This is a genomic window from Micromonospora sp. CNZ285 (assembly GCF_004637285.1).
The window spans coordinates 651,600-672,440 of sequence record NZ_SPQD01000001.1 but is presented as its reverse complement, the minus strand read 5'-3'; the positions used below and the strand labels follow the sequence as shown (position 1 = coordinate 672,440).

The 20,841-nt window shown below is 73.4% G+C and carries 19 protein-coding genes; 4 read left to right on the top strand and 15 right to left on the bottom strand.

Going from position 1 to position 20,841, the window contains the following annotated elements; translation table 11 throughout:
• Positions 1-20 precede the first annotated feature (20 nt).
• The gene (locus tag CLT75_RS03125) at positions 21-860 is read left to right on the top strand and encodes a peptidylprolyl isomerase (RefSeq protein ID WP_135239399.1); all 840 of its coding nucleotides are present in this window, start codon (positions 21-23) and stop codon (positions 858-860) included.
• A 73-nt stretch (positions 861-933) separates the two neighbouring features.
• Here the strand turns inward: CLT75_RS03125 and CLT75_RS03120 are convergent, their stop codons facing one another.
• The 8 genes from CLT75_RS03120 to ruvC all read right to left on the bottom strand — a co-directional run bounded on the left by CLT75_RS03120 (position 934) and on the right by ruvC (position 10,289).
• Complete coding sequence (locus tag CLT75_RS03120) at positions 934-3,405, bottom strand: RelA/SpoT family protein (RefSeq protein ID WP_135239398.1); 2,472 nt, start codon at positions 3,403-3,405, stop codon at positions 934-936.
• A gap of 226 nt (positions 3,406-3,631) precedes the next feature.
• Positions 3,632-4,198: an adenine phosphoribosyltransferase gene (locus CLT75_RS03115; protein ID WP_135239397.1), complete on the bottom strand. Its 567-nt coding sequence runs from the start codon at positions 4,196-4,198 to the stop codon at positions 3,632-3,634.
• 97 nt (positions 4,199-4,295) lie between these two features.
• Positions 4,296-5,483 carry a protein translocase subunit SecF gene (gene secF / locus CLT75_RS03110; protein ID WP_135239396.1) on the bottom strand — a complete coding sequence of 396 codons (1,188 nt, stop codon included), beginning with the start codon at positions 5,481-5,483 and terminating at the stop codon, positions 4,296-4,298.
• A gap of 1 nt (position 5,484) precedes the next feature.
• Complete coding sequence (secD, locus tag CLT75_RS03105; protein ID WP_209310258.1) at positions 5,485-7,392, bottom strand: protein translocase subunit SecD; 1,908 nt, start codon at positions 7,390-7,392, stop codon at positions 5,485-5,487.
• A gap of 224 nt (positions 7,393-7,616) precedes the next feature.
• The gene (gene yajC / locus CLT75_RS03100) at positions 7,617-7,961 is read right to left on the bottom strand and encodes a preprotein translocase subunit YajC (RefSeq protein ID WP_135239395.1); all 345 of its coding nucleotides are present in this window, start codon (positions 7,959-7,961) and stop codon (positions 7,617-7,619) included.
• A 140-nt stretch (positions 7,962-8,101) separates the two neighbouring features.
• A complete protein-coding gene (gene ruvB, locus CLT75_RS03095; RefSeq protein ID WP_135239394.1) occupies positions 8,102-9,166 on the bottom strand; it encodes a Holliday junction branch migration DNA helicase RuvB in 1,065 nt (354 codons plus the stop codon).
• A complete protein-coding gene (ruvA, locus tag CLT75_RS03090) occupies positions 9,163-9,765 on the bottom strand; it encodes a Holliday junction branch migration protein RuvA (protein WP_135239393.1) in 603 nt (200 codons plus the stop codon). The genes ruvB and ruvA overlap by 4 nt, the downstream gene beginning before the upstream one ends.
• Entirely contained in the window at positions 9,762-10,289 is a 528-nt protein-coding gene (ruvC, locus tag CLT75_RS03085) for a crossover junction endodeoxyribonuclease RuvC (RefSeq protein ID WP_047892837.1), read from the bottom strand. Before ruvC ends, ruvA begins: the two co-directional genes overlap by 4 nt.
• A gap of 184 nt (positions 10,290-10,473) precedes the next feature.
• Between ruvC and CLT75_RS03080 the strand changes: the two genes are divergently transcribed.
• Together CLT75_RS03080 and CLT75_RS03075 are read left to right on the top strand one after the other, a co-directional pair.
• Positions 10,474-11,256 (top strand): 3-hydroxybutyrate dehydrogenase, encoded by a 783-nt coding sequence (locus CLT75_RS03080; RefSeq protein ID WP_135239392.1) that lies wholly within the window; start codon positions 10,474-10,476, stop codon positions 11,254-11,256.
• A 14-nt stretch (positions 11,257-11,270) separates the two neighbouring features.
• A complete protein-coding gene (locus CLT75_RS03075; protein WP_135239391.1) occupies positions 11,271-13,190 on the top strand; it encodes a helix-turn-helix domain-containing protein in 1,920 nt (639 codons plus the stop codon).
• Positions 13,191-13,214: 24 nt separating this feature from the next.
• Here the strand turns inward: CLT75_RS03075 and CLT75_RS03070 are convergent, their stop codons facing one another.
• The 3 genes from CLT75_RS03070 to CLT75_RS33010 all read right to left on the bottom strand — a co-directional run bounded on the left by CLT75_RS03070 (position 13,215) and on the right by CLT75_RS33010 (position 15,888).
• Complete coding sequence (locus CLT75_RS03070; RefSeq protein WP_135239390.1) at positions 13,215-13,823, bottom strand: TetR/AcrR family transcriptional regulator; 609 nt, start codon at positions 13,821-13,823, stop codon at positions 13,215-13,217.
• 11 nt (positions 13,824-13,834) lie between these two features.
• Complete coding sequence (locus CLT75_RS03065) at positions 13,835-15,400, bottom strand: MFS transporter (protein ID WP_135239389.1); 1,566 nt, start codon at positions 15,398-15,400, stop codon at positions 13,835-13,837.
• Between the two features lie 119 nt (positions 15,401-15,519).
• Positions 15,520-15,888 (bottom strand): FAD-dependent monooxygenase, encoded by a 369-nt coding sequence (locus CLT75_RS33010; protein WP_486485047.1) that lies wholly within the window; start codon positions 15,886-15,888, stop codon positions 15,520-15,522.
• Positions 15,889-15,938: 50 nt separating this feature from the next.
• Here CLT75_RS33010 and CLT75_RS33005 point away from each other — a divergent pair, with 50 nt between their 5' ends.
• Entirely contained in the window at positions 15,939-16,115 is a 177-nt protein-coding gene (locus CLT75_RS33005) for a hypothetical protein (protein WP_486485328.1), read from the top strand.
• On the opposite strand, the gene CLT75_RS03055 is transcribed toward CLT75_RS33005, so the two are convergent.
• The 4 genes from CLT75_RS03055 to CLT75_RS03040 form a co-directional block, all read right to left on the bottom strand.
• Positions 16,112-16,747 carry a transcriptional regulator gene (locus CLT75_RS03055; RefSeq protein ID WP_486485046.1) on the bottom strand — a complete coding sequence of 212 codons (636 nt, stop codon included), beginning with the start codon at positions 16,745-16,747 and terminating at the stop codon, positions 16,112-16,114. The two genes, CLT75_RS33005 and CLT75_RS03055, sit on opposite strands and share 4 nt — an antisense overlap.
• A gap of 122 nt (positions 16,748-16,869) precedes the next feature.
• Positions 16,870-18,237 carry a glycosyltransferase 87 family protein gene (locus tag CLT75_RS03050; RefSeq protein ID WP_135239387.1) on the bottom strand — a complete coding sequence of 456 codons (1,368 nt, stop codon included), beginning with the start codon at positions 18,235-18,237 and terminating at the stop codon, positions 16,870-16,872.
• A gap of 84 nt (positions 18,238-18,321) precedes the next feature.
• On the bottom strand, positions 18,322-19,398 hold the full coding sequence (locus CLT75_RS03045; RefSeq protein ID WP_486485045.1) for an MDR/zinc-dependent alcohol dehydrogenase-like family protein: 1,077 nt from the start codon (positions 19,396-19,398) through the stop codon (positions 18,322-18,324).
• Positions 19,395-20,837 (bottom strand): aldehyde dehydrogenase family protein, encoded by a 1,443-nt coding sequence (locus CLT75_RS03040; protein WP_135239386.1) that lies wholly within the window; start codon positions 20,835-20,837, stop codon positions 19,395-19,397. Before CLT75_RS03040 ends, CLT75_RS03045 begins: the two co-directional genes overlap by 4 nt.
• Positions 20,838-20,841 lie beyond the last annotated feature (4 nt).

Genomic DNA, 20,841 nt, shown 5'->3' with positions numbered 1-20,841 from the left:
GCAGCAGGTGAGGAGTGACCGTGACGTCCACCAGAGACCGCCAGCGCGCGGCGGCGCGGGCCAAGCTCGAGCGCGAGATGGCGGAACGGGCCGGCCGGGCCCGTAAGCGCCGGCAGACCCAGGCGATCGTCGGGGCCGCGGCGGTGCTGGTGCTCGTCGTAGCAGGCACGGTCTGGCTCGTCGCCGCGCTCGGCGACGACGACGACAAGCAGGGCACCACCGCCGCCGCCGGGGCCGTCCAGTGCGCGTACACGGAGGTGCCCAAGGAGGGCCGTCCGGCGCAGATCAAGGACGTCGGCCTGCCGCCGGCCCAGCAGTCGGGCAAGGGCACCCAGACGATGACCATCGACACCAACCTGGGCCCGATCACCGCCAAGATCGACCGCGCCAAGGTGCCCTGCACCGCCGGAAGCTTCACGCACCTGGCCGGCAAGGGCTTCTTCGACAACACCAAGTGCCACCGGCTGGTCACCGAGGGCATCAAGGTGCTCCAGTGCGGCGACCCGAGCGCCACCGGCAAGGGCTGGCGGGACACCGACGGCACCGGCGGCCCGTCGTACAACCTGGCCGAGGAGAACCTCCCCACCGACAAGCGCCCGCCGTACCCGGAGGGTGTCATCGCGATGGCCAACTCCGGCCAGCCGGGCAGCACGGGCAGCCAGTTCTTCATCGTGTACGGCGACTCGCCGCTCGACCCGAACTACACGGTGCTGGGCACCATCACCGGTGGCATGGACGTGGTGAAGCAGGTCGCCGCGGCCGGTGACGACGGCGCGTTCGCGAAGCAGGCCGGCGGTGGTCACCCGAAGAAGGAGATCACCATGACCAAGGTGACGATGAGCCCGGTCGAGGGCGGCTGACCGCACCCGTACGACGACGAAGCGCCCGCCGGCTGATCGCAGCCGGCGGGCGCTTTCGCGTGCGTGGGGTAGCTCAGGCCCCCGAGGTGACCCGGTACGCGTCGAACACGCCGTCGACCTTGCGAACCGCGGCCAGCAGGTGCCCGAGGTGCTTCGGGTCGGCCATCTCGAAGCTGAACCGGCTGACCGCCACCCGGTCGCGGGTGGTGGTGACGGTCGCGGAGAGGATGTTGACCCGCTCCTCGGACAGCACCCTCGTCACGTCGGCGAGCAGCTTGTGCCGGTCCAGCGCCTCGACCTGGATGGCGACCAGGAACGTGGAGGCGGACGTGAGCTTCCAGCTCACCTCGACCACCCGCTCGGGCTGGGCGCGCAGGTCCTCGGCGTTGGCGCAGTCGTCCCGGTGCACGCTGACCCCGCCGGAGCGGGTGACGAACCCGAACACCGAGTCCGGCGGTACGGGCGTGCAGCAGCGGGCCAGCTTGATCCAGACGTCGCTGACGCCGCGGACCACCACGCCCGGGTCGGCGCTGCTCTGCCGGCTGCGCGGCGGCCGGGTGGCGACGGCGGTCTCGGCGATGTCCTCCGCCGCGCCCTCCTCGCCGCCGTAGGAGGCCATCAGCTTCTGCACGACCGACTGCGCGGAGACCTGGCTGTCGCCGACCGCCGCGTACAGCGAGGCCACGTCGGCGAGGTGCAGGTCCCGGGCGATCGCCATCAGCGCGTCCGAGGTGAGCATCCGCTGCAGCGGCATGCCCTGCTTGCGCATCGCCTTGACGATCGAGTCCTTGCCGGCCTCGATCGCCTCCTCGCGCCGCTCCTTGTTGAAGTACTGGCGGATCTTCGTACGCGCCCGCGGGCTCTTGACGAAGCCGAGCCAGTCCTGCGTCGGGCCGGCCGTGTCGGACTTCGACGTGAAGATCTCGATCACGTCGCCGTTCGACAGCGTCGATTCCAGCGGCACCAGCTTGCCGTTTACCCGCGCGCCGATGCACTTGTGCCCGACCTCGGTGTGCACCGCGTACGCGAAGTCCACCGGCGTCGACCCGGTCGGCAGCGGGATGACGTCGCCCTTCGGGGTGAAGACGTACACCTCCTGGCTGGACAGGTCGAACCGCAGCGCGTCCAGGAACTCGCTCGGGTCGGCCGCCTCACGCTGCCAGTCCAGCAGCTGCCGCAGCCACGTCATCTCGTCGATGTGCGCCGGCGGGCCCACCACCGGGGTGCCCTTGTGCTCCTTGTACTTCCAGTGCGCGGCGATGCCGAACTCGGCGGTGCGGTGCATCGCGTACGTGCGGATCTGCATCTCCACCGGCTTGCCGGTGGGCCCGATGACAGTCGTGTGCAACGACTGGTACATGTTGAACTTGGGCATCGCGATGTAGTCCTTGAACCGGCCCGGCACCGGCTGCCAGTTGGCGTGGATGACCCCCAGCGCCGCGTAGCAGTCCCGCACCGTGTCGACCAGGATCCGCACACCCACCAGGTCGTAGATGTCGTTGAAGTCGCGCCCCCGCACGATCATCTTCTGGTAGATCGAGTAGAGGTGCTTCGGCCGGCCGGTCGTCTCCGCCTTGATCTTGGCGGCCTTCAGGTCGGTGGACACCTTCTGCGTCACCTGACGCAGCAGCGCCTCGCGCTGCGGCTGGTGCTCCCCGATCAGCCGGTTGATCTCCTCGAACCGCTTCGGGAACAGCGTGCCGAAGGCCAGATCCTCCAGCTCCCACTTGATCGTGTTCATACCGAGGCGGTGCGCCAGCGGGGCCAGGATCTCCAGCGTCTCCTTGGCCTTCTGCTCCTGCTTGGGGCGGGGCAGGAAGGTGAGGGTCCGCATGTTGTGCAGCCGGTCGGCCAGCTTGATCACCAGGACCCGCGGGTCCTTCGCCATCGCGACGACCATCTTGCGGATGGTCTCGGCCTTGGCCGCGTCGCCGAGCTTGACCTTGTCGAGCTTGGTGACGCCGTCGACGAGCAGCGCGACCTCACCGCCGAAGTCGGCGCGCATCTGGTCGAGCGTGTATTCGGTGTCCTCGATGGTGTCGTGCAGCAGCGCCGCGACCAGCGTGGTGGTGTCCATGCCCAGGTTCGCCAGGATGGTCGCCACGGCGAGCGGGTGCGTGATGTAGGGGTCGCCGGACTTGCGGTACTGCCCCGAGTGCCACCGCGCGGCCGTGTCGAAGGCACGCTGGAGCAGCCGTGCGTCGGCCTTGGGGTGGTTCTCCCGGTGCGTCGCGATCAGCGGCTCCAGCACCTCGCTGACCTGCGAGGTCTGCCAGGGCGCGTTGAACCGGGCCAGCCGGGCGCGTACCCGCCGGCCGGTGGGCGCGTTGGAGAGGGCGAAGCCGCTGCCGGGCGTGGATTCGGTGGAACCCTCGGTGGGGAACGGCACCACGACCGCCCCGCCGTCGGCCGTCGCGTCGGACGCGCCGCCGGTGGCGCCGGTCGCCCGGGCCGGCGGATTGCCGCTGCGCTCGGTCACCGAGCCGTCCGCGTCGCCTGTCGGGTGCACCGTGCCCTCCACCGGAGGGACGACATCGTGGGACACCGGCCTCCTCACCGCTCGCCGGGATGCGCCGGCCGTCCGGCCGACGTCTGGTTCAACCGGCCCGGAGGCCGGTCTTGTTCCACGCGGTCACCGGGGCCGGGCCCCGGCGCCTTCGCCGCCTCGGACAGCTCGGCCGGGGCGGGCAAAGGGCAATGCTACCCGTACGCAGGGTACGCCACCGCTCCCCCGGACGGTCGGCGCCGACCGGCCCGACGGGCCAGCCTGGTCAAACGGTCAACAGGGCATGGACCGGACGCTGGGCCAGCCGCTTACGGCCCTCCAGGAAGCCCAGCTCCAGCAGCACGGTGAACCCGGCCACCGTCCCGCCGGCACGTTCCACCAGGTCGAGCGTGGCCTCGGCGGTGCCGCCGGTGGCGAGCACGTCGTCGAGCACCAGCACCCGGTGGCCGGCGGTGAAGGCGTCCTGGTGCACCTCCAGCGTCGCCTCGCCGTACTCCAGGGCGTAGGAGGCCGAGTGCGTGGCCCGGGGCAGCTTGCCGGCCTTGCGCACCGGCACCACGCCCACGCCGGTGGCGTACGCGACGGCTGCCGCCAGCACGAACCCGCGCGCCTCGATGCCGGCGACGGTGTCGAACGAGTCCGGCCCGTGGTACGCGATGATGCCGTCGATCACCGCCCGGAACGCCTCACCGTCGGCGAACAGGGGCATCAGGTCCTTGAACACGACACCCGGCTTGGGGAAGTCCGGCACGTCCAGCAGCCGGCTGGCGACGAGCTGGGCGACCTCCGGGCCGCTGTCTCCCCGTACCCCTGTGGTGTGGGTCTCCGTCACGGTGCGTCCCATGTCCTCTCGAAACGACGACGGCGTCCGTCATGCCGTGACAACAGCATGACGGACGCCGTCGGACCGATTCCGTCCGGCCCTCGGGTCAGCGGCGCTTGCCGCCGGGCCGGTTGCCGCCGCCCCCGGCGGGACGGCCGCCGCGGGCGCCGCTGGGGCGCTTGCCCGCGGGCCGGGCGCCCACCTTGGGTGCGGCGCCGGCCAGCGCGGCCGCCTCCGGGTCGATCGGCGCGTCGGCGGCCGGCGCGGTGGCCGGCCGGCCCTTCGGCGTGATCTCGCCCTTGGCGATCGCGGCCCGGCGGGACAGCACGCGCTTGTTGTGCGCGCTGATCCGCGGGTCCATGTTCTTCAGCAGCACCAGCAGCGGCGTGGCCAGCAGGATCGAGGTCAGGAACGCCACCGCCATACCGACGAACAGCACCAGGCCGAGGTCCTTCAGCGTGCCCGCGCCGAGCAGGCCGGCGCCGATGAAGAGCAGACCGCCGACCGGCAGCAGCGCCACGACCGAGGTGTTCAGCGACCGCATGAGGCTCTGGTTGAGAGCCAGGTTGGACGCCTCGCCGTAGGTGACGTTGTTGTTCGCGGTGATGCCGCGTGTGTTCTCCTGCACCTTGTCGAAGACCACCACCACGTCGTAGAGCGCGAAGCCCAGGATCGTGAGGAAGCCGATGATCGTCGACGGGGTGACCTCGAAGCCGACGAGCGAGTAGATGCCCGCGGTGAGGACCAGGTTGGTCAGCAGCGAGACGATCGCGGCGACAGCCATCCGCCACTCGAAGCGCAGCACCAGGTAGATCGACACCACCGCGATGAAGATCACCAGACCGAGGAAGGCGCGCGAGGTGACCTGGCTGCCCCAGGCCTCGGAGACCTGGCTGCCGCTGATCTGGTCGGCCTGGATGCCGAACTCCTGCGCCATCGCGGTCTTGGCCGCGTTGGCCTGCTCCGCGGAGAGCTGGCCGGTCCGCATCTCGTAGAACTCGCCGCTGGTGCCGCCGACCTTCTGCGCGCTGACCACCTCGACGCCGGGCGCCTCGTCGGCCAGCACCTCGTCGACGACCTGCTCGGCGCGGTCCAGGGTGCCGACGCTGGCCGGCACCTGGAACGAGTTGCCGCCCGCGAACTCGATGCCCAGCTTGAAGCCGCTGATCGCGAAGCTCAGCACGGCGATCAGCATGAGCACGCCGGCTACGCCGAACCACAGCTTGCGCCGCCCGACGATGTTGAGATCCGCCTCGCCCCGGTAGAGCCGGGCGGCCAGACCGCTCTTAGCCATCTCAGGCCTCCTTCACACGCGGGTTGCGGGCGGTGCCCGGCTCGGCCGACCGGGCCGGCAGCGCCCGGCCCAGACCGCTGACCCGCGGCGACAGGAACGCCCGGGTCCGGGCGAACATCGTCATGATCGGGTGGCGGAAGAGGAACACGACGACCAGGTCGAGCACGGTCGCCAGGCCGAGCGCGAAGGCGAAGCCCTTCACCGCGCCGACGGACACGATGTAGAGCACCACCGCGGACATCAGCGTGATGGCGTTCGCCGAGATGATCGTCCGGCGGGCCCGGATCCAGGCGCGTGGCACCGCGCTGCGTGGACTGCGGCCCTCCCGGATCTCGTCCTTCAATCGTTCGAAGTAGATGACGAACGAGTCCGCCGCGACGCCCAGCGAGACGATCATGCCGGCGATGCCGGCGAGCGTGAGCGTGAAGCCGATCGACCGGCCGAGCACCACCAGCGCGCCGAACACCAGCAGCGCGGAGAGCACCAGGCTCAGGAAGATGACCGAGCCGAGCAGCCGGTAGTAGAAGAACGAGTAGATGATGACCAGCAGCATGCCGATGCCGGCCGCCAGCAGACCCGCCTTGAGGTGGCTGTCGCCGAGCGTCGCGGTGACGTTCTGCTGCTCCTGCGGCTCGAACGTCACCGGCAGCGCGCCGTAGCGCAGCTGGCTGGCGAGCGCGTTGGCGGCCTTGTTGTCGAAGCTGCCGGTGATCTGCGAGTCACCGGTCAGCACGCCCTGGATCTCCGGGGACGAGACGATCTCGTTGTCCAGCACCACGGCGACCCGGCACTTGCCGTCCTGGCCGAGCGCGGTCTGGTCGCAGGCCTGGCCCTCGTTGGTGAACGCCTCGCGGGTCAGCGCGGTCCACTTCTCCTGGCCGCTGCCGGTGAAGTTCAGGCTGACCACCCAGGAGCTGGTCTGGTCGAGCTGGGCGGAGGCGTTCTTGACGTCGGTGCCGAGCACCTTCGCCACGTCCAGCAGGTACTTCGCGCCGGACTCGCAGGCGACCGCCTTCTGCTTCTCGTCCTTGATCGAGGCGGCGGGCCGCGCGTCGAGCTGGGCGCAGGTGATGGTCGGGACGTTGAACTGCATCTCCACCGGCAGGACGGCGATCTCCTGCGGCGTGAGCGTGCCGAACGGCTTGAGCTTGTCGGCCAGCGACGGGTCGGTGGTCAGGTCCGCCGGTGCCTGCAGGCCCGAGGCGGCGGCCCAGGCGGCCGCGCCGACCTTCTGCTCGACGGCCTTGCGCTGCTGCTCGATGCTCTGCGGCACCGGCTCGGCGCTGGCGCTCGGGCTCGGCGCGGCGGCGCTCGGCGAGGCCGACGGCGTCGCCGAGGCACTGGCGCTCGGCGTCGGGGCCATGCCGCCCTGCCCGCCGGCGCTCGGGGATCCGCTCACCTTGGGGCTCGTGCTCGCCTTCGGCGACGCGCTGCCCGACGGGGTCGGGCTGGCGGCACCGGACGGGGTCGCACTCGGGACCGGCGCGGGCGCGGCGGCGGCACCGCTGCCGTCGGTGGCCTTGAGCACCTTGCGGAAGCGCAGCTCGGCGGCCTCACCGACGTCGGTCAGGTCGCGGTTCTGGCCGGGCAGGGAGATGACGATGTTGCGGTTGCCCTCGGTGACCACCTCGGCCTCGGCCACGCCGTAGGCGTTGACCCGGCTCTCGATGATCTGGCGGGCCTCCTCGAGGTTGTCGGCGGTCGGGGGCTTGCCGTCCACCGTGTTGGTGGCCTCGAGCGTCAGCCGGGTGCCGCCGACGAGGTCCAGGCCGAGCCGTGGCTCCAGCCGGTCCTTCCAGCCACCGCTGGCGCCGCCCGAGAAGAACACCAATAGATAGAGGACGACGAAGATGAGCCCGAGCACGGCGAGCTGCCGTCCGGGCCGCATCTGTCCCTGAGGTGGTGCCACGGCTGTCCTGTCTCCCTGTACGGTCGCGCCGCTTCCACGGCGGCGACAACTGTCGGGCCGGGGGTGTCCGCCCGACTGCTCCGGCGGGTCGGCACCGGAGGACGGCACGCCGGCTGGTGCGCGGCGCGGGGGCGCCGCACGGCCCGGCCGGATGCCGGCGCCGCGCGCCGACCCCAACTATCCACTTGTACGGATGAATCCGCTGCCCCGTCCGGGACGGGGGGTCACTCCTTGACCGGCTCGGCTTCCTCGGTGATCGTCTCGGCCGCCGGCGCCTCGGCGCGCTTGATCACCCGCGCGACGGCGGGGCGGGCGTACCGGGTCTGTACGCCGGGCGCGACCTCGAGCAGGACCGTCTCGTCCTCGACCGCGGTGACCGTGCCGTGCAGGCCGCCGATGGTGACCACCTCGTCGCCCGGGGAGAGGGCGGCCTGCATCTGCTCGGCCTCGCGGCGGCGCTTCTGCTGCGGACGGATCATCATGAAGTACATGACGACGAAGAGCAGAGCGATCATGAGGATCGGCGTCAGGCTGCCGGCTCCCCCGCCACTCGCTGCTGCGTAAAGCACGGTGTAGACCTTCCGGTTGGCGTCCGCCCCGGCGCCGGAGGGCGCCGCAGCGGAAGCGGATTCTCACGTCCTGTACAAACCGCGGCGAAGTCTAGTCCCTGCTCCTGAGAAGACCGAATGCGGCACAGATCACGAACGGATCACGGCTGATCGGTCTGCACCGAGAACAGATCGGGCCCAGGAGGAGCATCCGCACCAAATGTACCATTCGGGGGCGTACGGCCCAGATGGCGCCAGGCAGCCTCGGTCGCCACCCGCCCGCGGGGCGTCCGGGCCAGCAGCCCGGCCCGGACCAGGAACGGCTCGCAGACCTCCTCGACCGTGTCCGGCTGCTCGCCCACCGCCACGGCGAGCGTGGACAGGCCCACCGGACCGCCCCGGAACGAGTCGACGAGCGCGGTCAGCACCGCCCGGTCGAGCCGGTCCAGGCCGAGCGCGTCCACGTCGTAGACGGTCAGCGCGGCCCGTGCGGTCTCCAGCGTGACCACGCCGTCGGCGCGGACCTCGGCGTAGTCGCGGACCCGGCGCAGCAGCCGGTTGGCGATACGCGGGGTGCCCCGGGACCGGCCGGCGACCTCCGCCGCGCCGTCGGCGGTGATCGGCACGCCGAGGATCCGCGCCGACCGGTGCAGCAGCGTCTCCAGTTCGGCCGGCGCGTAGAAGTCGAGGTGCGCGACGAAGCCGAACCGGTCGCGCATCGGGCCGGTCAGCAGGCCGGAACGGGTGGTGGCGCCGACGAGCGTGAACGGCTCCACGTCGAGCGGGATGGCCGTGGCACCCGGGCCCTTGCCGACCACCACGTCGACGCGGAAGTCCTCCATGGCGCTGTAGAGCAGTTCCTCGGCCGGCTTGGCGATCCGGTGGATCTCGTCGATGAACAGCACGTCGCCCTCGGCGAGGCCGGTCAGGATCGCGGCCAAATCGCCGGAGCGCTCGATGGCCGGGCCGCTGGTCACCCGGATCCCGGTGCCCAGCTCGGCGGCGACGATGTTGGCCAGGGTCGTCTTGCCGAGGCCAGGCGGCCCGGACAGGAGGATGTGGTCGGGCGGTGAGCCGCGCCGCATCGCGCCCTGCAACAGCAGGTCGAGCTGGTCGCGGACCCGGTGCTGGGCGATGAACTCGTCCAGCCGCTTCGGGCGGACGCTGGCCTCCGCGTCCCGCTCGGCGTCGTTCACGTACGCCGAGACCAGGTTCTCCCCGGTCATCGGGTCCGGCCCAGGAGGCGGATCGCCTGCTTGAGCAGCACCGGCACCGGCGGGGTGTCACCGTCGACGGTCTCCGCCACCGCGGCCACCGCCTGCTCGGCCTGACCGGCCGTCCAGCCGAGGCCGACGAGGGCCTGGCGGACCTGCTCCGGCCAGGCGCCCGCGGTCACCCCGGCCGCGCCGTCGGCGCCCACCGGCACCGGGCCGACCCGGTCGCGCAGTTCCAGCACCAGCCGCTCGGCGCCCTTCTTGCCGATGCCCGGCACCCGGGTCAGCGCCGCGGTGTCGGCGTTGGCGATGGCCTTGCGGACCGCGTCCGGCGTGTGCACGGCGAGCACCGCCTGGGCTAGCCGGGGACCGACCCCGCTGGCGGTCTGGAGCAGCTCGAACAGCTGCTTGGCGTCGTCGTCGGCGAAGCCGTAGAGGGTGAGCGAGTCCTCCCGGACGACAAGACTGGTGGCGAGCCGGGCGGTCTGGCCCACGCGCAGGTCGGCGATCGTGCCGGGGGCGCACTGCACGGCCAGGCCGATGCCGCCCACCTCCACCACCGCGTGATCCGGGCCGGTGGCGGTCACCGTGCCGCGTACGCTCGCGATCATCGCGTCCCTCCTCGTCGGGCCCGTTGCGCGGCCTCGGCCAGCTTGGACCGGGTGCCACCGCGCCACACGTGACAGATGGCCAGCGCCAGCGCGTCGGCGGCGTCGGCCGGCTTCGGCGGCTCGGGCAGCCGCAGCAACCGGGTGACCATGGTGGTCATCTGCTTCTTGTCCGCCTGCCCCGAGCCGGTCACCGCGGCCTTGACCTCGCTCGGCGTGTACGTCGTCACCGGCAGCCCGGCCCGGGCCCCGGCGAGCACCGCGACGCCGCTGGCCTGCGCGGTGCCCATCACGGTGCGCACGTTGTGCTGGCTGAACACGCGCTCCACCGCGACCGCGTCCGGCCGGTGCTCGGCGACCAGGTCGGTGAGCGAGCGGTCCAGGTGCAGCAGGCGCAGCGCGAGGTCGTCCTCCGGGTCGGTGTACACCACGTAGTAGGCCACGAGCGTGCAGGGACGGCCCGGCACGCCCTCGACCACGCCGACCCCGCACCGGGTCAGCCCCGGGTCGACGCCCAGCACGCGCACGCCGCCTCCTCCCCGAGCCGCCAGCAGTACGTGTGTTCGACACACCCTACTGGTGGCCGCCGGCCCCGGGACCGCCGGACACGCCGGGTGCGGGCGGTGACGCGGCGCACCACACAGGCGGGCGGTGGAGTATGTGTCGCCGCCCCATGTGCCAGGGGGCAACCGGCTCGTACGTTCATGCGCCATGACGGCAGAACCCGTGGCGGTCCCCCACGTCGTACACGTCGACCTGACCGGTCGCACCGCGCTGGTCACAGGCGGTGGCGGCGGCATCGGACGGGCCTGTGCCCTGCGCCTGGCGGCGGCCGGCGCGACGGTGGTGGTGCTGGACCGCGACGTGGCGGCGGCCGAGGCGGTGGCCGCCGAGGCCGGCGGCCGGGCGGTCGGGATCGACCTGGCCGACCCGGCGGCGGTGGACCGCCTCGACGTCGACGCCGACATCGTGGTCAACAACGCCGGGCTGCAGCACGTCGCGCCGGTGCAGGACTTCCCGGTCGAGCGCTTCGAGTACATCCAGCGGGTGATGGTGGAGGCGCCGTTCCTGCTGATCCGCCGCGCGCTGCCCCGGATGTACGCGAACGGCTGGGGCCGGATCGTGAACATCTCCTCGGTGCACGGGCTGCGCGCCTCGCCGTTCAAGGCCGCGTACGTCTCGGCCAAGCACGCGCTGGAGGGCCTGTCCAAGGTGGTCGCGCTGGAGGGCGCCGCGCACGGCGTCACGGCCAACTGCATCAACCCGGCGTACGTGCGCACCGCGCTGGTGGAGAGCCAGATCGCCGACCAGGCGGCCACCCACGGCATCGGCGAGGACGAGGTGGTCGAGAAGATCATGCTGGCCCGGGCGGCGATCAAGCGGCTGATCGAGCCGGCCGAGGTGGCCGAACTGGTGGCGTATCTGTGCTCCCCGCCCGCCGCGTTCCTCACCGGCACCTCGATCGCCCTCGACGGGGGCTGGACGGCGAACTAGTGGGCCCGCGCACAATGTCGGTCATGTCGTCGCCGGTGGAGTTCCTGGAGCTGCTGGCGCGCGAGGCCGCCGCGGTCGAGTTCGAGGGCCCGCTGGTCGCCGCGCGCGCCGCCGGCCTGCCCGCCGAACGGCTCGCCGAGCTGGAGCAGGCGAAGGTGGTGGCGCTGCGGGTACGGGCGCTGCTGGCCCGCCGTCGGCGCCGGGAGACGGAGCTGTCCGGCCTGTACGACACCGCGAGCGACCTGGCCGGGCTGCGCGACCTGGACGACGTGCTGCGCGCGATCGTGCACCGGGCGCGGATCCTGCTCGGCACCGACGTCGCGTACATGACGCTCAACGACGACGAGCGCGGCGACACGTACATGCGGGTCACCGACGGCTCGATCTCGGCCCGGTTCCAGCGGCTGCGGCTGGAACTGGGCGACGGGCTGGGCGGGCTGGTCGCGCAGACCGGCACGCCGTACGTCACCTCGAACTACCAGGAGGACGAGCGGTTCCGGCACACCGGGGAGATCGACGGCGGCGTGGGCGAGGAGGGCCTGGTGGCCATCCTCGGCGTGCCGCTGCGGCTCGGCTCCAGCGTGATCGGCGTGCTGTACGCGGCCAACCGCTCGGCCCGGCCGTTCGCCCGCGAGGAGGTGTCGCTGCTGGTGTCGCTGGCGGCGCACGCGGCGGTGGCGATCGACACCGCGCGGCTGCTCGCCGAGACCCGCGCGGCGCTGGCCGAGTTGTCCGCGGCGAACAGCACGATCCGGGCGCACAGCAGTTCGGTGGAGCGCGCCGCCGCGGCGCACGACCGGATGACCGCGCTGGTGGTACGCGGCGGCGGGATGGAGGACGTGGCGGCGGCGGTCACCGAGGTGCTCGGCGGCGCGCTGCTGGCGCTGGACGCCGAGGGCCGGCGGCTGGCCCGGGTCGGTGAGATCGACGAGCCGGACCGGGCGGACATCGTGGAGGCGGTGGCCGCGTCCCGTACCGAGGGGCGCAGCGTGCGCCGGGGTCCGCTCTGGTACGCCGCGGTGGTGGCCGGCGCGGAGAACCTGGGCGCGCTGGTGCTGCGCCCGGACGACGAGCTGGTCGACGCCGACCAGCGCATCCTGGAGCGGGCCGCGCTGGTGACCGCGTTGCTGCTGCTGTTCCGCCGGACCGTGGCCGAGGCGGAGGGACGGGTCCGCGGTGAGCTGCTGGACGACCTGATCGCCCGGCCGCTGCGCGACGCGGACGCGCTGCGCGCGCGGGCCCGCCGGATCGGGGTGGACCTGGACGCGCCGCACGTGCTGGTGGCGGTCGGTGACGACGCGTTCGCCGAGACCGGCTCGGCCCGGCAGCGGGTGCTGTCCTGGGCCACCACGTACGCCTCGACCCGGGGTGGCCTGGCCGCGGCGCGCGACGGGCGGGTGGTGCTGATGCTGCCAGGCCAGGACGCGGGCGGCGCGGCCCGCGCGGTGGCCCGGGACCTGTCCCGGGTGACCGGCCGCCCGGTGACCGCCGGGGCGAGCGGGCCGTCCACCGGCCCGGCGTCGCTCGCTGTCACGTTCGCCGAGGCGGAGCGCTGCCTGTCCGCGCTCGGTGCGCTGGGGCGGGCCGGGCAGGGGGCGAGCACCACCGAGCTGGGTTTCGTCGGGTTGCTGCTGGGCGCGGTCGGCGACGCCGGGGACCGGGACGTGGCGCGGTTCCTCGCCACCACTGTGGGACCGGTGCTGGACTACGACGCCCGGCGGGGCACCGCGCTGGTGAAGACGCTGGAGGCGTACTTCGGGGTGGGCGGCAGCCTGGCCCGGGCCGCCGAACAGCTGCACGTGCACGTCAACACGGTCACCCAGCGGCTGGAGCGGGTCGGTCACCTGCTCGGCGCGGACTGGCAGCGGCCGGAGCGGGCGCTGGAGGTGCAGCTCGCGCTGCGCCTGCACCGGCTGCGCACACCCGCCCGCTGAGTGGCCGGGCACGGCGGCCCGGGGTCAGCGGACGCGCAGGCCGTCCAGGACCGCGTCCACGATCCGCTCGGGCAGCAGCCGCTCGTCGCGCTCGGGGTGCCAGCGCAGCATCCGCTGGGTGAGCATCGGCGCGGTGAGCAGCGCCATCGCCACCTCGATGTCGAGGTCGGCACGCAGCTCGCCCCGGTCGATCGCGCGGAGCAGCACCTCGCGCATCGCCGCCCGCCGGGGCTCGATGATCGCCTCGTACGCCTGCCGGTGCGCCGAGCTGCGGTTCACCTCCGGCACCAGGCAAGGCATGATCTTGCGGACGCGGGAGTCGGCGTGCTGGCCCACCGCGCCGACGAGCACCACCAGGTCGTCGCGGACGGAGCGCCCGTCGGTGCGGGGCGCGGGCCCCTTGAGCGTGCGCAACGCGTCCAGCAGCAGCGCGTCCTTGCCCGGCCAGCGGCGGTAGATGGTGGCCTTGCCGACTCCGGCGCGGTTCGCGATCGCCTCGATCGACAGCGACTCGACGGTGCTGCCCTCGGCCAGCAGGTCGAGGGTGGCGTCGACGATCGCCTCGTCCGCGCGGGTGCTCCGCGGTCGCCCGGGCGACCGCGGAGCATCCGCCGTGGAAGTCATGTCAGACATTGTCCACGAACCTATGCGGTACCGGCCAACTCCCTGTCGGTGACCGGCGCCGCGTCGGGGGCGACGACCGGCCGGCCCGGCATCCACCGCAGCACGATCACGATGCCGAGCGCGGCCACCACCGCGGAGGCGCCCGCCGCCCAGTGCATGGCCGAGACGAACGAGTCGTTCGCCGCGTCGATCAGTCGCGGCCCGTCGGGGCCGAGCCGGCCGGCGACCGCGTACGCCCCGGACACCGACTCGCGGGCCGCGTCGCGTACCGGGGCAGGCAGTGCGGCCACCGCCGGGCCGACCTGGTCGCGGTAGACGGCGGAGAGCACCGAGCCGAGCACCGCCACGCCGAGCGCGCCGGCCACCTGCCGCACGGTGTTGCTCACGGCGGAACCGACGCCGGCCTTCTCCCGGGGCAGCGACGACATGATCGATTCGGTGGCCGGCGGCATGATGTTCGCCATCCCGGCGCCCTGGAGGAAGCCCAGCGCCGAGAAGATCCAGATCGGGGTGTCCGCGTCGATGAGCACGAACGCGGCGAGCGCCACAGTGGTGAGCAGCAGCCCGACCGCCGCGACCGCCCGGCCGCCGTAGCGACGGACCATCGCCGCGCTGCGCGGCGCGAAGATCAGCTGGGCCGCGGCGAACGGCAGGAACAGCAGGCCGCTCTCCAGCGGGCTGTAGCCGCGCACGAGCTGCAGATAGAACGCGCCGAAGAACATCACGCCCATCGCGGCGAAGAAGACCAGCCCGACCAGCGCCACCGGCGCGGCGAACCGGGGCACCCGGAACAGCCGGACGTCCAGCGACGGGTGGTCGCTGCGCAGCTCGTGGGCGACGAACCAGCCGAGCACCGCGAGGCCGCCGAGCACCGCGACCCACACCTGCGGGCGGCCGAAGCCGTGCTCGCCGCCGTCGATGATGCCGTAGGTGAGCGCGACCAGGCCGACCACCGAGAGCAGCACGCCGAGCAGATCCACCCGGCCGGGCTTGGGGTCGCGGGACTCGGGGACCAGGGCCGCGACGAGCACCACGCCGAGCACCACCACCGGCACGTTGATCAGGAAGACCGAGCCCCACCAGAAGTGCTCCAGCAGCGCGCCGCCGAGCACCGGGCCGATCGCCACCGCGAGGCCGACCGCGCCGGCCCAGACGCCGATCGCCTTGGCGCGCTCGCGCGGGTCGAAGACGTTGGAGATGATCGAGAGTGTCACCGGCATGATGGCCGCGCCGCCGACGCCCATCAGCGCGCGGGCCGCGATCAGCTGGCCCGGGTCCTGCGCGTACGCGGACAGCAGCGAGGACAGGCCGAACAGCGCCAGCCCGAGGATCAGGAAACGGCGGCGGCCGAGCCGGTCACCGAGCACGCCGAAGGTGAACAGCAGCCCGGCGAAGACGAGTGTGTAGGAGTTGATCGCCCATTCCAGCTCGCCCTGGGTGGCGCCGAGGCCGTGCACCGGGTCGGCCAGCGTGCGCAGCGCGACGTTGAGGATGGTGTTGTCGAGGACGACCACGAGGAGGCTGATCACCAGTACCCCGAGGATCGCCCACCTCCTCGGGTGTCCGGTGTTCTCGTGTGGTTCCACGTCCGTGCTCCCCCCGGTTTCCCCGCGTCGGAATACGATACGGGTCAGACTCGTAACGGAGCCGAGCGTAGGTGAGCGGGTTTCGATACGGAACCGGTTCGTATCGAATGTGTCTCAGGTCACGCGGGCGGTCCCGCGGCCAGCGCCAGCCGCAGCACCGCGTCCCGCACCGGCAGCAGCCGGCGCACGCCGGACAACCGCCCCGCCCACCGCGCGCCGGCCGCGATCCGCTGCGTCGGCCGCCGGCGCCTCCCGTCGTACGCGCGCAGCGCGGCCGGCAGATCGCCTGCTTCGCGTACGCAGCCGGCGAGCGCGAGCGCGTCGATCAGTGCCTGGCAGGCGCCCTGCCCGAGATCCGGGGTCATCGCGTGCGCGGCGTCGCCGAGCAGCGCGGTCCGGCCGGCCACGTACGACGGCAGCGGCGTCAGGTCGTGGATCTCGTGCCGCAGGATGCCGTCCGGGGTGAGCGCGTCGAGCACCCGAGGCACCGGCGGATGCCAGTCACCGAAGAGGCAGCGCAGCGGCCGCCCGGGCACAACTGGCCGGCTGGGGGGAACCGCTGCTCGCCACGCTCGGCTCGACCGATCCGCAGGCCCACTTCCGGATGCTGCTGGCGCTCGTCGACGGGCTGCTCAGCAACCAGCTCGCCGCCCCGGACGACGACGTCGACCCGGAGGCCTCCGTCGCCCCACTGCTGCGCGGCTTCCGCGCCTAGCTCTGGGCGGCGCGGCGCCCGGCCGCGGCACGGCAGGTGCGCAGCGCGTCGGACAGGGTCGTCAGGTGCCCGTCCGGTGGCACGATCCAGCCCGGTCCGGCGCTGTGCACCCACACCGACGGGAACTCCCGCGCGAACCGGGCCATCCGGTACGCCCGGCCGGTCACCGGTGTCTGCGACCACACCACCACCGTGTGCGGCCGGCTGCGGCGCACGGCGCTGGCCAGCGCGGGCCAGGGCAGGGCGGCGCCCAGGAGCAGGCTGCCCAGGTCCGCCTCCCGCAGCGCGGCGGCGAGCGCGTGCAGGCCGAGACAGTGCAGTTCCTGTTCCGCCGCCGCGAGCAGGATGCCGCCGCCCGGCGACGTCCGCCCCGGCTCGCGCACCAGTGTGTCCAGGCCGGACCGGATCCCCTCGGAGAAGGCGTGCTCCACCGCCACCTCGACGGCGCTGTGCCCGGGCAGCGCGGCCAGCATCGGCGCGCAGACCCGCTCCCACGCCGCCGCCACGCCCCACCGTCCCGCGGCCTCGACGACGAGCGCGGCGACCCGGTTACCGTCCAGGTCCTCCGCGGCGAGCGTCAGGTGCTTGCGGATGTCCTCGACGGCGTCGCCGGGCATCGCCTCGGTCACCACCAGAAGCACCTCCCGGGTAGACGGTCACTACCCGGGGTTCGACGCGACGGCACGGTTTGGATGCGCTCAAGCCGGACCGGTCCGGACGGGATGCGATCCCGGCACCGGCCCGGTGGGCCGGATCACACCGGTTCGCGATCCGCCGGTCCGCGATCTGGCAGCTCGCGGTCCGGTGGCTCGTGCTCCGGCGGGGCTGGTTCCGGGGCGGCGACGGGGCGACGGCGGCGCAGCAGCAGCAGCCACGCGACGGCGAGCAGGCACAGGACGAGCACCGTCAGCAGGTACGCGTCGACTGCCAGCGTCTTCGCCGTCCCCTCCATGTGGGCCGCCGTCCAGATCAGCCCGCGCGGGACCGTCGCGCCGGTGCGGTCCCGGCCGGGCCACAGCAGGAACGGCAGTACGGCGGCCACCGCGAGGACGGCTGCGGGCACCCGGGCCGGGCCGCGGGCACGCCGCGTCAGATCGATCAGGACCAGCGCCGCCGGGCCGATCCAGAGCCAGTAGTGCGACCAGCTCACCGGGGAGACGGCGAGTGTGGTGAACCCGGCCATCACCATCGCGGCCGCCTCCTCGCCCTGCCGGTGCAGCGCGACGGCGAGCGCCAGGCCGGCCACCCCGGCGAGCACCACGGCCAGCATCCACGGCCGGCTGTTCAGGTCGTCGCTGCCGAGCAGGCGTGCCACCAAGCCCTGGAGGGACTGGTTGGCGGCGTACCGCGGGCCGGAGGTCGCGAGCGGCCGGGACGAGTCGAACGCGCGGCCGGCGATCCAGTAGTCGTACGAGCCGCCCGGCTGGATGACCGCGCCCAGCACGGTGAGCCCGGCGAACGTCGCCCCGGCCACCAGAGCCGCCCGGATCCGGCGGGTCAGCAGCAGGTAGACCACGAACAGGCCGGGAAGCAGCTTGACCGAGGTGGCGACGCCGATGCCGACACCCTTGAACCGGCTCCGGTCCGGCCGCGCCAGGTCCGCCACCACCAGCAGCAGGACGAAGACGTTGATCTGGCCGAGGTAGAAGGTGCGGTGCAGCGGCTCGGTCCACACGAGCACGGCGAGTACCGCCGCGGCGAGGCCGAGCCGGCCCGGCGCGCCCCGGTAGCCGAGCATCCGGGTGGTGAACCACAGCGCCGCGAGCATCGCCAGCAGGCCCGCCACGGTCCACACGTACAGGGCGGCCCGGTCGTCGAGCAGCGTCAGCGGCGTCAGGAACGGCAGCGTGATCGGCGGATAGGTGTAGGGCAGGTTCAGCGTGGTGTAACCGATCCGGTAGACCGGCTCGCCGTGCAGGAAGGACCGCGCACCACCGACGTACATCGACAGGTCGGTGCCGCGCAGCGGGTCGTGGTCCAGGAAGACGGCGTACGCGGCGAGGGACCCGGCCAACGCCAGCAGACCGGGCAGGAGCAGCCAGGACGGCAGGGTGACCGGCGGTGGCGCCGGCCGGTCGGCGGGGACCGTGGTGACGAGCGCACGCAGACGCGAGACGGCCATGAAGCGGGAAGCGTAGCGTCGCTCCGCGTCACGTGGGGGGCGCCGCCGCCCGCCCGCACCACGGCCACCGCCGTGCCGGAGGGGTCATTCGGGGAACGTGACCACCCAGCGGGCACCCTCGCCGCGGGCCAGCCGTTCCAGCGCCGCGGGCGCTTCGGTCAGCGGCACCGTGCCGCTCACCAGCGGACCCAGGTCCAGGTCACCGGTGGCGAGCGCGGCGGCCAGCTCCGGCACCTCGCGGTCCGGGTCGGTCGAGCCGTACACCGAGGAGCGCAGCGTGCGCGCGGAGTGAAAAATGTCCAGCGCGGAGAGGCTGAGCATGTCGTCGCGGGCGCCCATGCCGACCACGGTGACCGCTCCCCCGCGCCGCGTCGCCCGCCAGGCGGCGCGGATGGTGGCGGACCGGCCGACGCACTCGAACGCGTGGTCCACGCCGCGCCCGTCGGTGCGGGCCCGGATCTCCTTGCCCAGCCGGTCGTCGGAGCGCAGGAAGTCGGTGGCCCCGGCGGCGAGTGCCAGGTCCCGCTTGGCCTCCACCACGTCCACGGCGAGGATCGGCGACGCGCCGGCCCGCCGCGCGGCGGTGAGCACTGCCAGGCCCACCCCGCCGAGCCCGATCACCGCGACCGACTCGCCGGGCGCGACCCGCGCGGTGTTGCGGACCGCGCCGACGCCGGTGAGCACCGCGCAGCCCAGCACCGCTGCCTGCTCCGGCGGCAGTCCGGCGGGCACCGGTACGGCGGCGCGCTGCGGCACCACCACCTCCTCGGCGAGCGCGCCGAGCCCGAGCGTGACCTCCAGCGGCTCACCAGCGGCCGTCTCGCCCCGTGGCGTGGACGGGTTGGGGTTGGCCGTGCAGAGCCACGGCTCGCCGTGCCGGCAGTGCCAGCAGTCCCGGCAGGCGGGCGCCCAGTTCAGCACCACAGGTGTGCCGACCGCGATCGTGGTGCCGGGCCCGGCCTCGGCCACCACGCCGGTCGCCTCGTGTCCGAGCACCAGCGGGTACGCGGGCGCCAGCGTGCCGTCCACCATGGCCAGGTCGGAGTGGCAGATGCCGGCGGCACGGATGCGTACCCGCAGCTCACCCGGGCCGGGCGCGGGCAGGCGTACGTCCTCGACCGCCGGGGTGGCGCCCCGGCCGCGTACCACGAGCGCCTTCACCGCTGGATCGCCTTCAGCTCGGTGAACTCCTCCACGCCGTACGCGCCGAGTTCACGGCCGAGGCCGGACTGCTTGTAGCCGCCGAACGGGGCGAGCGGGTTGAACGCGCCGCCGTTGACGTCCACCTGGCCGGTACGCATCCGCCGGGCCACTGCCAGCGCCGCGTCCTCGTCGGCGGACCAGACCGCGCCGGCCAGCCCGTACCGGGAGTTGTTGGCGATGGCGACCGCCTCGTCGGTGTCGGCGAACGGGATGACCGCGAGCACCGGGCCGAACACCTCCTCCTGGGCGAGCGCGCTGTCCGGGTGCACGTCGGCGAAGACGGTGGGCGCGACGAAGTGCCCCCGCTGCGGCAGTGGCGCGTCCGGGCCACCGGCGACGAGCCGGGCGCCGTCGGCGAGCGCCCGGTCCACGTGGTCGCGTACCCGCTGGGCCTGCGCGGCGGAGGCCAGCGGGCCGAGCCGGGTGGCCGGGTCGAAGGGGTCGCCGAGCCGGTAGCCGGCCACCGCCGCCGCGACCAGGTCCAGCGCCTCGGCGTAGCGGTCGCGGTGCACGAGCATCCGGGTCCAGGCGGTGCAGGTCTGCCCGGAGTTGAGCAGCGCGTTGCCGACGCCGACCTTGACCGCGGTGGGCAGGTCGGCGTCGGCCAGGATGACGTTCGCCGACTTGCCGCCGAGTTCCAGCGACACCCGGGCGATCCGCTCGGCGGCCAGGTGGGCGATGCGGCGGCCGGTGGCGGTGGAGCCGGTGAACGAGACCAGGTCGACGTCCGGGTGCGCGGCGAGCGCCTCGCCGACCACCGGGCCGGTGCCGGGCACCAGGTTCACCACGCCGGGTGGCAGGCCGGCGTCGGTGATCGCGTCGAACAGCAGGTACGCGGTCAGCGGCGTCAGCTCGCTGGGCTTGAGCACCACGGTGCACCCGGCGGCGAGCGCGGGCGCGACCTTGGCGACCACCTGGTGCAGCGGGTAGTTCCACGGCGTGATCGCGCCGACCACGCCGACCGGCTCCCGGACGACGAGGGAGTTGCCGACCGTGTGCTCGGCGGCCGGGCGGGCGGCCAGGTCGACGATGCTCCGCAGCACCGTCAGCGGCAGACCGGCCTGGACGCGGGTGGCGAGCTTGAGCGGGGTGCCCAGTTCGGTCGCCACGGTGCGGGCGATCTCGTCGGCGCGGGCGCCGAGCGCGGTGTGCAGCCGGTCCAGGTGCGCGGCCCGCTGCTCGGGGGGCGTGGCGGCCCAGCCGGGGAACGCGGCGCGGGCGGCGGCGACCGCGCGGTCCACGTCGGCCGGTGTGCCGGCGGGCACCTCGCCGACGATGCTCTCGGTGGCCGGGTTCTCCACCGGGATGGTGTCGCCCGAGGTCGGGTCGGCCCAGTCACCGGCGACGTGCAGGTGGCGGCGCGTCAGCAGGGCGGGAGGGGCGGCGGCGAGATCCATGGCG

Bases quoted from the DNA above. Each gene is read 5' to 3' on its own strand.
- CLT75_RS03040 (WP_135239386.1), bottom strand. From the start codon at position 20,837: ATGGATCTCGCCGCCGCCCCTCCCGCCCTGCTGACGCGCCGCCACCTG.
- CLT75_RS03075 (WP_135239391.1), top strand. From the start codon at position 11,271: ATGTCGGTCATGTCGTCGCCGGTGGAGTTCCTGGAGCTGCTGGCGCGC.
- CLT75_RS03070 (WP_135239390.1), bottom strand. From the start codon at position 13,823: ATGTCTGACATGACTTCCACGGCGGATGCTCCGCGGTCGCCCGGGCGA.
- ruvA (WP_135239393.1), bottom strand. From the start codon at position 9,765: ATGATCGCGAGCGTACGCGGCACGGTGACCGCCACCGGCCCGGATCAC.
- secF (WP_135239396.1), bottom strand. From the start codon at position 5,483: ATGGCTAAGAGCGGTCTGGCCGCCCGGCTCTACCGGGGCGAGGCGGAT.
- CLT75_RS03080 (WP_135239392.1), top strand. From the start codon at position 10,474: ATGACGGCAGAACCCGTGGCGGTCCCCCACGTCGTACACGTCGACCTG.
- ruvB (WP_135239394.1), bottom strand. From the start codon at position 9,166: ATGACCGGGGAGAACCTGGTCTCGGCGTACGTGAACGACGCCGAGCGG.
- CLT75_RS03050 (WP_135239387.1), bottom strand. From the start codon at position 18,237: ATGGCCGTCTCGCGTCTGCGTGCGCTCGTCACCACGGTCCCCGCCGAC.